Genomic DNA, 12,089 nt, shown 5'->3' on the forward strand with positions numbered 1-12,089 from the left:
CGCAGTGTGTTTCAGCCGTACAGTGCGACAAACTTATCCAGTGAACGCTCGATATCGCCCTTCACCGCACGCGCGACACCGGCGCCGATCGGGCCGAACAACGGCCTGCCGCCGAGCTCGATATCGACGGTCACCTCCGAGCCCGTCCCCTTCGGCGCGACCAGCAGTTCGAGGCCGAGCTTGGTGCCGCCCTTACCCGCACCGGTCAGCAGCAGTCGGCGGGGTGCCTCGGCCGCCTTCACCGTCCAGGTCACGCGGTTGCGCAGCCCCTTTACCGAGGCAACGCCGACAAGCTGGGTGCCGACGGTCAGCTGATCGGGAATCTCGCTCCGCCACGCTTCGTGCATCGTCAGCCACTTGTCGAGGTCGGCGAGATTGGACGTATGTGACCACGCTTCCTCGGGAGAGATCGGCACATCGACGGAGACCTTCAGCTTTGCCATGGCCGCATAGTATCCGGTACCCGGGGTTCGCCCTAGTTGGCGCTGGAAGACGTGGGCGACTTCCCCACGTGGTGGTGCGCTCGAGCGCGCTGCCGGTACGGCTCCGACCGCGCCGGGCGACTCACGGGCAACCGCTGCGCCCGCACCGGCGCCGATCACCCGAGTGATTCCGACTAGAACAGACTGGACGGTCCAGCAAACTTCCGGCCGGAGACTGACCCGGATGCTCTGTTGCCGCCGCGCGACGGATCGGCACCGCGATAGGCACGGTTGACACGACGCACGTGATATGCAACGGCGCAACCTGATCGGATGATGTGTCCTGTATCTCGACATCGGAAACGCCCCTGGTCACCGTGTGGCTAGCGGCCGTGATCGCCAGCGGCGCAGCATTATTGCGCACCCGGCGGCACTCGGCATCTCCTGCCTGCAAACGCAATAAGGTGAGTGGATCTGGCGAGACTTGGTTGCTTTGCTGCTAATGTCGGAACGTCGGGTTCTGGTAACCGTTCGGACACGATCCGTTCGGTCGGCGATAGACCGTGAAATCGCCTGCCCCGTGGGCACTGTGAGGCAAGAGCTGGTCGGCCTCGTCGGTGTCTATCGGGTTTCCGGTCCTCCGACGTGGACCAGATCCGACCAGGGTTGTGCATGGTCGGCGTCGCGAGGAAGGCGAGACGAAGCACGATGACGGAGAGTCGTTTCCTCGGCGCCAATCGACGACGAAAGAACTGATGAATCAAGATATCGCCGTGGTGCTTTCATGGATCCTCGCCGCCGCTCTCGTAGTTGCCATAGCGGTGGCGTTGTACGCAGTGCAGTACGCGAGACAACAGCGAGCCAGGGCCGAGGCACTCGGTAACGAGCAGCGCGCCGCCGAGGAAGCCGTCGAACGCTTCGCGACTACCACGATTCCCGCGGTAGCCGAGTCGATCAGACGCTTCGATGGCAAAGCTCCCACCGTCGAAATGCCGCCTGCCTTGGAGAATTCGCGGCTCGCCCAGGTGTTGCGGTGGATCGCCGAACGGTATGCCGACGACCTGAGCCTGCTACGGTCCGAGACCAGGGAGCAGGCCAACCACGAGGCGCAGCAGGCGATCAAGGCCGCCGAGGACGCGGTGCGCACCGAGGTGTCGACCGCGTCGCGACAGGCGACCAGCGCGGCGGTGCGGTCGTTCGGCACCTCGGTGGTCAGTCTCGGCGCCGACGTCAGCCAGGTGGTCAGTGCCGCGCTGCGCGAGCACCGCAAGGACGAGGTGTACGAAACCCTCACCCGGATCGACCACACCGTGCAGCAGATGATCCGCCAGGCGCAGTCCTATGTGATCGTCTGCGGTGGCCTGCCCGGCCGCCGCTGGCCCGCCCAGTCGCTCACCGACGTGGTCGGTGGCGCGGTCGGCCGCGTCCGCGACTACCTGCGGGTGCGCCCCAACCAGCTCGACCGGGTGGTGATCAGCCGTGCGGTGGAGCCGCTGGTGCACACCCTGGCCACCCTGCTCGACAACGCGCTGCGCTATTCGCCGCCGACGTCTTTCGTCGATGTGAGCTTCCAAGAGGGGCACCACGGCGTCACCGTGATCATCGACGACGCGGGCGTGCGGATGAATGCCGAGCAGATGGAAGAGGCCAGGCAGGTGCTCGCGCACGAGCGCTCGGTCGACATCCATCAGCTCGGGCCCTCACCCAAGGTCGGCTTCCCCGGCATCGCCGCTTTGGCCCGTCGCTACGGCTTCACCGTCTACATCGACGGCCCGAACGTCTACGGCGGCATGCGCGCGATGGTCTACATCCCCGAGGCCCTGCTGATGACCCCGCAGCCCGGCCAGGAGGTCGCGCCGTCCCGCGAGATCGTCGCCGAACCCACGCCGGCGCCCGCTCCGGTGAGCGAACCGCAGAGCGAAGAGCCAAGCGAGAGTGAGGCATTCGCCGTGCACGAAATCACCAGCGGTGGCTTACCGAAGCGCCGTCGCAGAACGGTCGCGCTCGCACCGGTCGGTCCGCGCACCGAACCCGGCCTCGCCCGGCCCGACATCGCCGCCGCCTGGCACAACGGCTCCAAGAGCGGCCGTGCCGCCGCCTCCGATCAGTCCGATCACACGGAAGGGATGACATCCTGATGGCTGTACCGGTGACCGACAGCAGTAACAAGCTGGGGTGGCTACTCGAAGATCTCAATGTCCCGGGAGTCAGATTCGCGGTTCTCCTCTCCGAGGACGGGTTACGGATCGCGCACTCCGCCGGTATCGAACGCGACGAGGCCGAGCGTTTCTCCGCCGCCGCGTCGGGCCTGCGGTCCCTCGGTAAGGCACTCGGCGAGTTCTGCGGCGACGGGAACAACGGTGTGCGGCAGAACATGACGGAATACGACCAGGGCATGATCCTGATCACCGCCGCGGGTGAGGGCGCGCTATTGGGCGTCGCCACCACCACCGAGATCGACGTGGCACTCATCGCGCACCGGATGAACGAACTCGCCGGTCGGGTCGGACACGAGCTGGGGAGCCAGCCGCGCAGGCGTGTTGATGGTGGCGAATTGCCATGACATCACGGTCCCGGCGTGATCCCGATCTGGTTCGGGCATACGTGCGCACCGGGGGACGTACCCGTCCCACTCGCGAGTTGGACCTGGTCACTCTGGTCCGCGCCGCCGCCAAGGACCCATCCCCGGGTGCCGCACCCGATGCACGCCGGGTCATGAATCTCTGTAGCCGCCGTGGTGCGCTCTCGATCGCCGAACTCGCCGCGTACCTGGACCTGCCGCCGTCCGTCGTGAAGATCATCACGGCGGACCTGATGGACAGCGGCCATCTGACCACGCCTACCCCGGCGGAAAACCTGCCGGAGATTGCTCTGCTGGAGGAGGTACTCAATGGGCTCCGTGCTCTCGCCGTCTGATCGCCCAGTCGACTATGTGCCGGAGACCGTTACCCGTTCCGTAAAGCTGTTGGTGGCAGGCAATTTCGGGGTCGGCAAGACGACCTTCGTGAGCAGCGTCTCGGAAATCAAGCCACTGCGCACCGAGGAGACCATCACCGAGGCCAGCGTCGGCGTCGACGACATGGCAGGCCTGCCCGGCAAATCCCAGACGACCGTGGCGATGGATTTCGGCCGCATCACGCTCAGCCCGCAGCTCGCGCTCTACTTGTTCGGCACGCCGGGCCAGCAGCGGTTCGTCCCGTTATGGGAAGAGCTGGCCCGCGGCGCGCTCGGCGCTCTGGTGCTGGTCGATACCCGACGCATCGAGAAGTCCGATGAGGTGCTTTCCGTGCTCGAGGAGCGCGGCGTGCCGTATTCGGTGGCGGTCAACCAGTTCGAGGGCGCCAAGAACTTTCCGCTCGGCGAGGTCCGCGACGCCCTGGACCTCGCACCCGACACCCCACTCACCTCCTTGGACGCACGTGATAGAGGCACGTGCCTGCGGTCCCTGATCACGCTCGTCGAATTCCTGTTCCATCGTCTGGAGTCACGTCTTTGACCACGCCTTCGTCCGCGCCCCACTCCGCACCCGCCCGCTGCCCCGTCCAGCACGGATCCCCGATCGATACCGATGGCCCCCGGGTATCGCTGTACTCCGAGGAATTCGCGGCGGACCCACACCACGCCTACCGCGAGATGCGGCGCCAATACGGCTCGCTGGTACCGGTGAACATCGCGCCGGACGTGCCAGCCACGCTGGTGATCGGCTACCACACCGCGTTGCGGATCCTCAATGACCCCGAGCATTTTCCAGCCGATCCGCGCACCTGGCAAAAGGGTGTGCCCGGTGAGTGCCCGATCCTGCCGATGCTGGAGTGGCGGCCGAACGCGCTGCGCAGCGCGGGCCTGGAACACACTCGCTACCGGCAGGCCAACGTGGCCGCCATCGCCGAGGTCGACCTGCACAGCCTGCACGCCACCGTCGAGCGGATCGCCGTCCCGCTGATCAACGCGTTCTGTCAGGACGGCGCGGCAGACCTGATCAGCCAGTACGCGTTTCCGCTCACCTTCGCGGTGCTCAACGCCACGCTCGGCTGCCCGCCGGAAATCGGCCAGCAGGTCGCGTCCGGCATGGCCGCGATCTTCGAGGGCGTCAACGCCGACAAGGGCAACGCGATGCTCACCGACGCGCTGTTCGACCTGGTCACCCTGAAGCGGAACGAGCCGGGTGACGACATCACCTCACGACTGCTCGCGCATCCCGCCAAGCTCGATGACGTGGAGATGATCCACCAACTGGTGACGCTGTACGGCGCTGGCATCGAGCCGCAGCAGAATCTGATCGTCAATACGCTGCTGCTGATGCTCACCGACGACCGGTTCGCGGGAAACGTTCTCGGCGGCAGCCTTTCGACCCGCGACGCGCTCGACGAGGTGCTGTTCACCGACCCGCCGATGGCGAACTACTGCGTGTCCTATCCCCGGCAACCGGTCCTGATCGACGGCGTCTGGCTGCCAGCGCACCAGCCGGTCGTGATCAGCATGTCCGGCTGTAACAACGACCCCTCGATCAGCGTCGGGGAGTACGTGGACAATCGCTCGCACCTGGCATGGAGCGTCGGGCCGCACGCCTGCCCGGCCAGGTCGATGGCATACCTGATCGTGCAGGACGCCATCGATCAGCTTCTCGATGCATTGCCCGAGTTGGATCTTGCTGTGGCTGCGAACGAATTGTCTTGGCGGCCAGGACCTTTCCATCGCGCTCTGGTGTCCCTCCCCGTAGTCTTCCCCAAGTCACCACCGTTGAACGTGTTTTAAGGAGACTCCGATGGACACTGAGCCCCTAGTTCTGGACCCGACGGGCACCGATATCCAGGGCGAGTCCGCGCGCCTGCGGGAGCGCGGTCCGGCGACCCTGGTCGAGTTGCCCGGCGGGGTGCGCGCGTGGTCGATCACCGACGCCGATCTGCTCAAGCGCCTGCTGATCGATCCGAAAGTGTCCAAGGATGCCAGGCAGCACTGGCCCGCCTTCGCCAACGGTGAAGTGCCGCAGGACTGGCCGCTGTTCCTCTGGGTCGCGGTGAACAACATGTTCACCGCCTACGGCGCCGACCACCGGCGGTTGCGCAAGCTGGTGGCGCCCGCGTTCACGCATCGGCGCACCGAGGCGATGCGTCCACGCGTCGAGGCGATCACCGAGCGGCTGATCGCCGAGCTCGCCGCCACCCCGGCCGGCGAGGTGGTCGACCTGCGCGAAGGCTTCGCGTACCCGCTGCCGATTCAGGTCATCTCCGAACTGATGGGTGTGCCGGAATCGCTGAATGCCGGTCTGCGCACGTGCGTGGACGGCATCTTCGACACCTCGCTCAGCCCGGAGCAGTCGCAAGCCAACTACATGGAGATGTACCGCATCCTCGGCGAGCTGGTGGCCTACCGGCGCGAGCAGCCGGGCGACGACATGACGAGCCTGCTGATCTCGCACCGCGACGAGGACGACGGCTCGCAGCTGACCGAGCAGGAGCTGATCGACACGCTGCTGCTCGTCATCAGCGCGGGGCACGAGACCACGGTCAACCTGCTCGATCAGGCGATCTACGCGCTGGTGACCCGGCCCGAGCAGCTGGCCGCGGTGCTCGAGGGCAAGGTCGGCTGGGCGGATCTGATCGAGGAGGCGTTGCGCTTCGAGGCTCCGGTCGCGCATCTGCCGCTGCGGTTCGCGGTCGACGACATCGACATCGAGGGTGTTCGGATCCCCAAGGGTGACCCGATTCTCGCCTCCTACGCCGCCGCCAACCGGGACCCGAAGGTGCACGGCGAGACTGCCGACGAGTTCGACGTGACCCGGGTTACCAAGGACCACTTGTCCTTCGGTCACGGCGTACATCACTGCCTCGGTGCACCACTGGCCAGGCTCGAGGCGGCGATCGCATTGCCCGCCATCTTCGCGCGGTTCCCGAACATGCGCTTGGCGGCGGACCCGGCGGAGCTGGGGACCGTGGTCAGCTTCATCTCGAACGGTCACGGGAAACTGCCGATGATCTTGGAACCGACAGAGTAGTTCCCCCAACACCTGTGCCCCTGGCTGACGAGCCAGGGGCACAGTCGTTTTCGGCGTCGTTTTCGCTCGTGGGCTCGTGGGTAGTGCGAGTAGGGAAGTAGTCGATCACGATCGATGGATCGACGGCGAGCACGACGCGAGGGAGGAATTGGATGGGGAGCACACGGCATCGGTGGACCACGGTGGACGGCATCGACACCTTTTATCGCGAAGCCGGGCCCGCTGACGGCCCGGTAGTCCTGCTGCCGCACGGGTATCCGTCGTCGTCGTTCGAATTCCGCAACCTGATGCCCGCGCTCGACGATCGATGGCGCACGATCGCCCCCGACTTACCCGGCTTCGGCTACAGCGCGGCCCCTGCGGACTTCTCCTACACCTTCGACGGCTATTCGGCGTTCCTTCGCCAGTTCACCGAGACACTCGAACTCACCGAATACGTCATCTACTTGCACGACTACGGATCCCAGTTCGGGCTGCGGCTGGCGATGGACGCGCCGCAACGGGTTGCCGGGCTCATCATCCAGAACGGTGACATCTATGAAGACCAGCACGGCCCGAAATATGCTCCGCTGAAACTATTCTGGGACAACCCGACCGAGGAGGGCCGGGCAACGCTCGCCGCCGCGGTGACCGAGGAAGGTTTCCGCGACGAGTTCGTCGGCGAACTACCCGACCATCTCGTCGACCGGGTCAGCCCCGATTTGTGGCGGCTGTCCTTGGCGGTGACGGACACGCCCGAGCGCCGGGCGAATCTGGTGAATCTGCTCGCCGATCAACGTCATACGCTCGAATGGTTCGCAAAACAGCAGGACTATCTGCGGGCGCACCGCCCGCCGACGCTCATCGTGTGGGGCCGCCACGACGGGTACATGCCCGAAGAGGCCGCGCGCGCCTATCACCGCGACCATCCCGGCGCCGAACTGCACATCCTCGACGGCGGCCACTGGTTGCTCGAAACTCATCTGGACGAGGTGGTGCGATTGATCCGGGACTTCCTCGCGCGCCTGAGGTGAGTGCGGTCAGGCCTTGCGTGCCAAGCCCGCCACGATCAGCTGTTCCCAGACGGTCAATTCGCGGTCCGGCGTTCCGATGCCGTCGGACGGTTTCGGGTCCGGCCGCCAGGCCGCGCAGGGCGCGATGCCGGGTTCGAGAATTTCCAGGTCGCCGAACAGAGCCTCGATTTCCTGGTCGCTGCGCCAGCGACCGCGCCCGAAGGTGGACTGGAGTTTTTCTTCCGCGGCCGTTGTCTCCGGGTTGTGGCCCGAGCGGAAGTGCGAGATGTAGACCAGGCTCCCGCTGGACAGCTGTCCGGACCAGTAGCGCACCACCCCGGCCGGGTCCTCGTCGTCGTTGAGGTGGTGCAGGATGGCGCTGAAGATGATGGCGACCGGCTGGTCGAAATCGATCATCTTGACCACCTCGGGGTCCTCGCGGATCGAACGCGGATCGCGGAGATCGGCTTGGATGACGGTGGTGTTGTGGTCGGTGGCCAGCAGCGCGCGGCCGTGCGCGAGCACGATCGGGTCGTTGTCGACGTAGGCCACTGTGGCGTCGGGCGCGTAGCGCTGCGCGACCTGGTGCACGTTGTCGGCGGTCGGCAGTCCGCTGCCAAGGTCGACGAATTGGCGCACGCCTGCGCGGGCGATGTCGCGGACGGCGCGGACCAGCGCCTGCCGGTTGGTGAAGGCGATCGCCACCGAGCCGGGCAAATTGTTCTTGAAGTGGTCACCGATCTCCCGGTCGACGACGAAGTTGTCTTTGCCGTCGAGCAGATAGTCGTATACCCGGGCGATACTCGGTTTGGATTGGTCGATCACGTGCGTCAGGTCGGTCATGGCCATACCCCCGTGTGCTTGGGCTGTGGGTCATATCGTAGAAGGCTTGGGGCGCAAGCGCGCGCCCTGTATCAGCGAGTCTGATTTGACCACAACATGTTTCATCGTTGCACGAGGGTGTTTGCCCGCCGTCTGCGCCGGGTAGCCGACGAGGGTGCTGATCGAAGGAGGTTTCCCATGACATCAGGCAGCTTTGTCGGACGCCTGCGCAGCGTGGTGCTGGATTGCCCGGAGCCGCGCAAGCTCGCCGAGTTCTACGTCGGGTTGCTCGGCGCCGAAGTGACCGACGACCAGGACGACACCTGGGTCGTCACCGTCGATCCGGACGGAAGGCGTTTGGTGTTTCAAAAAGCGCCCGAATACAAGCCGCCGCATTTCCCCGATCCTGAAGCGTCCCAGCAGATCCACTTGGATGTGCTGGTCGACGACATCGAGGAAGCCGAACCCAAGGCACTCGCCCTCGGGGCAAAACTGGTGCAAGCCAACGACAATGATCAATTCCGGGTCTATGCGGATCCGGTGGGCCACATCTTCTGTCTCATGTGGCTGTAGCGGTCTCATGTGGCTGTAGCCGCAGGGGTCAGCGGCAGCCTTCCAAGGTGGCTGCCGCCAGCTCCGCGACGACATCATCGACGTCGTGGCGGGCTCGAAAAGCGTTGAGCTGCCGGATAGCTCCGTTGCCTCGAGCCAGGATCGCGGCGAGGGAGTCGGTGACGAGCTGCCGGTCACCGAGCTCGTCGAGTGCCGGACCCACGTACTCGATGAGCTCGGCGATCAGGTCCCGAACCGGCACGATGCGTCCGCACAGCGGGTCCACCGCGTCGCCGTCGAGGCCGGTGCGCGCCGCCTTCCAATATGCCGCGCGCACTACCTCGGCGCCGACCGCCGGTGCGGAACGGTTCTGCGCCAAGGACATTCGAGCCGTCATCACAGTCGCCCGGACCAGCGTGGCGAGCAGCACGGTCTCCTCGACCGTAGCGGGTACGTCGCTGACCCGGATCTCCACGGTGGGAAAGCTCGACGAGGGCCGGACGTCCCAGTACACCATCTTCTTGTCGAGGATGCTGCCGCTCGACAGCATCATCGCGACCATGGCGTCATAGTCCTGCGTCGATTCGAAATACGGCGGCGGGCCCGCGCTCGGCCAGCGCCGCCACAGAATGCTGCGCCAACTGGCATAGCCGGTGTCGGCGCTGCGGTAGATCGCCGAGTTCGCCGTCAGCGCCAAGAACAGCGGCAACCATGGTCGCAGGAAGTTGCTCACCTGCAAGGCGGTGTCGCGGTCCGGCACCGCGACGTGGACATGGCAGCCACACAACCCTTGCTCATGGGCGAGCATGCCGAAAGATTCGGCGATTCGCTGATAGCGCGGGGTATCGGTGACGGGGAACTTGTCCGGCACGGTCGGTGGAATGGCCACCGCGAGCAGCTGGGCGCCGTTCTTCTCGGCACAGGTGGCGATACTGCATCGCAGGTTACGCAGTTCCTGCGCCAATTCCGAGGAATTGGTGTGGACGCCGGTACTGGTCTCCACCTGGCAGCGAGTGAGTTCGAGTTGGAGATCTACGCCGAGCTCGGCGGCGGTCCGGGCGACCTCGACATTCTTCGCGACGGGTGCACCGGTTTCGGGATCGGCGAGGAGGAATTCTTCCTCGACGCCGACGGTCACCGAGTCTGCGTCCATGGCGCTAGATTACCCATCGATCGAGGTCGTACGCGTCCTGCGACTTCATGGGCGCGGGTGGAGACACCGCGAGGCCGAGCGGTCCCGCGGGTCTCCGCGCACTAGCACGTGATTGACTCGCCGGGTCAAATGCCGATCACATCGAGCATCAAACGAACCCAGTGGCTAACCATCCCGATAATCATCGGACTCTCCTTTCACCACCTCAGGGAACTGCGTCGTAAGCACCAGATTGCCGCGGTGTCGCGCACCCAAACGGCGATGGCTCGGACGTCCACCGGACATCTGGTTCACCGCACTGTCAGCTTGCGCCAGCGTTGCGGGGCGTCCCTGTATCTGCGTTGAAAGGCGCGGCTGGACAGCGCGATCTCGCCGCAGGTAGTCGCCTGCGCGAAACTGGGGCGAGATCATCAGCAAGAGTTTCAGTGATTCTCAGGCCCGCGCTGCAGACTGCGTTGGCGTGAATCATCTGGAGCTGCCGTTTCTCGTGCTGTTCGGCACGATCCTCGCCCAGCCGCTCGGTCGGCGGCTCGGCGTCGCCCCGGCCGTCCTGATGACGGTGTTCGGCTGCGTGCTCGCCTTGATCCCGGCGGTGCCCGAGGTGCGGGTGGCGCCGGATCTGATTCTGCCGCTGTTGCTTCCGCCGCTGCTGTACGCCGCGGCCAGGCGCACCTCGTGGCGGACGTTCGCGCAGAACTGGACCGCGATCGCGCTGCAAGCGGTCGGGTTGGTGGTCGCCACCGCGGTCGTGGTCGCGGTGGTGGTGCATCTGTGGCATCCGGCGGTGCCGCTCGCGGTCGCGTTCGTGCTGGGTGCACTGGTCGCGCCGCCGGACCCGGTGGCCGTCGGCGCGCTGGCCGGTCGGCTCGGGCTGCCGCGCAGGCTGGTCGCGGTGCTGGAAGGGGAGGGGCTGTTCAACGATGTCACCGCGATCGTGCTGTACGGCATCGCGGTGCAGGCGGTGGTCACCGGCCAGTTCTCCGCGTGGTCGGCGGCGCTGGATTTCGTGCTGTCCGCGGTGGTGGGCGGTGCGGTCGGGTTGGTGTTCGGCTGGGGCGGCAGTCGACTGATGCGGCGGCTGGACGAGGCAGCGTGGCAGGTGGCGCTCGGCCTGGCGCTGCCGTTCGCGGCCTACCGGCTGGCCGACGCCTTGGCCGGGTCGGCGGTGCTCGCGGTGCTGGTGTCCGCGCTGTATCTGACCGAAGCGGCCACCGATTTCGGCGACAGCGATTACCGGTTGGTCGGCGACTCGTTCTGGGCGATCGTCGAAATGCTGGTCACCGGAATCGCTTTCGGTCTGATCGGCTTGGAGCTGGCCACCGCGCTGCGCGACGCGGGGCCGGATTGGCCGCGCTTCCTCGGGGTCTCGGCCGCGGTGATCGGCGCCGTCGTCGGCGTCCGGCTCGTCTGGTTGATGGCGACCTGGGCGCTGTTGGGTCCCTGGTGGCGGCGCCGGGAGGCCGACGAGCCGTACACCTGGCGGGAGACCATGGTCACCTGGTGGGCCGGTCAGCGCGGCGTGGCCACGGTCGCGCTGGCCTTGGCCGTGCCGCTGACCACCGAGTCGGGCGCGCCGTTCCCGTGGCGCAGCGGAATCCTGTTCACCGCCTTCGCCTTGGTGCTGTTCACCCTGCTGATCCAGGGGCCCACGCTGTCGCTCGTGGTGCGCGCGACGGGGGTTCGCGCCGACACCGGAGCCGAGCGAACCATGGAGCGGCAGTTGTGGGCCCGCATTCTGCGGGCGGAGCTCACGCGTCTGCGAGAGGTAGCGCGCACCGAGGAACTGCCCGACGAGGTCTACGACCGGTTGCGCGTCGGTATCGAAAGACGGCTCGCCCGAGCCGATCCGGAAGCGGCCGACGACGTCGAGGCGGCCGCCGAGCGGAGTTTCTCGCTCCACCGCAAGCTCAGCCGGATCGATCAGGAAGTGCTGGCCGCCGGGCGCGTCGAGGCCATGGCCGCGCGACGGGAACCGGGTGTGCCGCCGGATCTGGTCGACCGGGTGATGCGCCGCCTCGACTTGCGGTCGCCTTAGCGACTTGGGCTGCTCGGTGGAGGTGGGTCGTCGAGGCTCGTGTCGTACCGTCTTCGCATACTTGTGGCAACCGGCCCGGCGAAGCTCCCGAATCCCCGTCCGCTCAGCTGCTACCGTC

At 66.3% G+C, this 12,089-nt stretch carries 12 protein-coding genes; 9 read left to right on the top strand and 3 right to left on the bottom strand.

What is annotated here, in order from left to right; translation table 11 throughout:
• Positions 1 to 11: 11 nt before the first annotated feature.
• Positions 12 to 443, bottom strand: coding sequence for a type II toxin-antitoxin system Rv0910 family toxin (locus KV110_RS18285; protein WP_218477501.1), 432 nt, complete (start codon positions 441 to 443; stop codon positions 12 to 14).
• Positions 444 to 1,177: 734 nt separating this feature from the next.
• Here KV110_RS18285 and KV110_RS18290 point away from each other — a divergent pair.
• The 7 genes from KV110_RS18290 (at position 1,178) to KV110_RS18320 (ending at position 7,430) form a co-directional block, all read left to right on the top strand.
• Positions 1,178 to 2,560 carry an ATP-binding protein gene (locus KV110_RS18290; protein ID WP_218477503.1) on the top strand — a complete coding sequence of 461 codons (1,383 nt, stop codon included), beginning with the start codon at positions 1,178 to 1,180 and terminating at the stop codon, positions 2,558 to 2,560.
• Positions 2,560 to 2,985 carry a roadblock/LC7 domain-containing protein gene (locus KV110_RS18295; RefSeq protein WP_218477505.1) on the top strand — a complete coding sequence of 142 codons (426 nt, stop codon included), beginning with the start codon at positions 2,560 to 2,562 and terminating at the stop codon, positions 2,983 to 2,985. The genes KV110_RS18290 and KV110_RS18295 overlap by 1 nt, the downstream gene beginning before the upstream one ends.
• The gene (locus KV110_RS18300) at positions 2,982 to 3,338 is read left to right on the top strand and encodes a DUF742 domain-containing protein (RefSeq protein WP_218477507.1); all 357 of its coding nucleotides are present in this window, start codon (positions 2,982 to 2,984) and stop codon (positions 3,336 to 3,338) included. Before KV110_RS18295 ends, KV110_RS18300 begins: the two co-directional genes overlap by 4 nt.
• On the top strand, positions 3,313 to 3,918 hold the full coding sequence (locus KV110_RS18305; RefSeq protein ID WP_218477508.1) for a GTP-binding protein: 606 nt from the start codon (positions 3,313 to 3,315) through the stop codon (positions 3,916 to 3,918). Before KV110_RS18300 ends, KV110_RS18305 begins: the two co-directional genes overlap by 26 nt.
• Positions 3,915 to 5,177, top strand: coding sequence for a cytochrome P450 (locus tag KV110_RS18310; RefSeq protein ID WP_218477509.1), 1,263 nt, complete (start codon positions 3,915 to 3,917; stop codon positions 5,175 to 5,177). Before KV110_RS18305 ends, KV110_RS18310 begins: the two co-directional genes overlap by 4 nt.
• A gap of 10 nt (positions 5,178 to 5,187) precedes the next feature.
• Entirely contained in the window at positions 5,188 to 6,417 is a 1,230-nt protein-coding gene (locus tag KV110_RS18315; protein WP_218477510.1) for a cytochrome P450 family protein, read from the top strand.
• A gap of 152 nt (positions 6,418 to 6,569) precedes the next feature.
• Entirely contained in the window at positions 6,570 to 7,430 is an 861-nt protein-coding gene (locus KV110_RS18320; protein WP_218477511.1) for an alpha/beta fold hydrolase, read from the top strand.
• Positions 7,431 to 7,436: 6 nt separating this feature from the next.
• On the opposite strand, the gene KV110_RS18325 is transcribed toward KV110_RS18320, so the two are convergent.
• Positions 7,437 to 8,252 carry an SAM-dependent methyltransferase gene (locus KV110_RS18325; RefSeq protein WP_218477512.1) on the bottom strand — a complete coding sequence of 272 codons (816 nt, stop codon included), beginning with the start codon at positions 8,250 to 8,252 and terminating at the stop codon, positions 7,437 to 7,439.
• A gap of 177 nt (positions 8,253 to 8,429) precedes the next feature.
• On the opposite strand from KV110_RS18325, the gene KV110_RS18330 reads away from it, so the two are divergent.
• Complete coding sequence (locus tag KV110_RS18330) at positions 8,430 to 8,804, top strand: VOC family protein (RefSeq protein ID WP_218477514.1); 375 nt, start codon at positions 8,430 to 8,432, stop codon at positions 8,802 to 8,804.
• Positions 8,805 to 8,832: 28 nt separating this feature from the next.
• On the opposite strand, the gene KV110_RS18335 is transcribed toward KV110_RS18330, so the two are convergent.
• Positions 8,833 to 9,936, bottom strand: coding sequence for a glutamate--cysteine ligase 2 (locus KV110_RS18335; RefSeq protein ID WP_218477515.1), 1,104 nt, complete (start codon positions 9,934 to 9,936; stop codon positions 8,833 to 8,835).
• Between the two features lie 460 nt (positions 9,937 to 10,396).
• On the opposite strand from KV110_RS18335, the gene KV110_RS18340 reads away from it, so the two are divergent.
• A complete protein-coding gene (locus KV110_RS18340; RefSeq protein ID WP_218477516.1) occupies positions 10,397 to 11,971 on the top strand; it encodes a Na+/H+ antiporter in 1,575 nt (524 codons plus the stop codon).
• Positions 11,972 to 12,089 lie beyond the last annotated feature (118 nt).

The organism is Nocardia iowensis (genome assembly GCF_019222765.1).
GTDB lineage: Bacteria > Actinomycetota > Actinomycetes > Mycobacteriales > Mycobacteriaceae > Nocardia > Nocardia iowensis.

Excerpts from the sequence above, each read along its gene's own strand:
- KV110_RS18335 (WP_218477515.1), bottom strand. The coding sequence starts at position 9,936 with ATGGACGCAGACTCGGTGACCGTCGGCGTCGAGGAAGAATTCCTCCTC.
- KV110_RS18330 (WP_218477514.1), top strand. The coding sequence starts at position 8,430 with ATGACATCAGGCAGCTTTGTCGGACGCCTGCGCAGCGTGGTGCTGGAT.
- KV110_RS18320 (WP_218477511.1), top strand. The coding sequence starts at position 6,570 with ATGGGGAGCACACGGCATCGGTGGACCACGGTGGACGGCATCGACACC.
- KV110_RS18285 (WP_218477501.1), bottom strand. The coding sequence starts at position 443 with ATGGCAAAGCTGAAGGTCTCCGTCGATGTGCCGATCTCTCCCGAGGAA.
- KV110_RS18315 (WP_218477510.1), top strand. The coding sequence starts at position 5,188 with ATGGACACTGAGCCCCTAGTTCTGGACCCGACGGGCACCGATATCCAG.
- KV110_RS18305 (WP_218477508.1), top strand. The coding sequence starts at position 3,313 with ATGGGCTCCGTGCTCTCGCCGTCTGATCGCCCAGTCGACTATGTGCCG.
- KV110_RS18300 (WP_218477507.1), top strand. The coding sequence starts at position 2,982 with ATGACATCACGGTCCCGGCGTGATCCCGATCTGGTTCGGGCATACGTG.
- KV110_RS18290 (WP_218477503.1), top strand. The coding sequence starts at position 1,178 with ATGAATCAAGATATCGCCGTGGTGCTTTCATGGATCCTCGCCGCCGCT.
- KV110_RS18325 (WP_218477512.1), bottom strand. The coding sequence starts at position 8,252 with ATGACCGACCTGACGCACGTGATCGACCAATCCAAACCGAGTATCGCC.
- KV110_RS18295 (WP_218477505.1), top strand. The coding sequence starts at position 2,560 with ATGGCTGTACCGGTGACCGACAGCAGTAACAAGCTGGGGTGGCTACTC.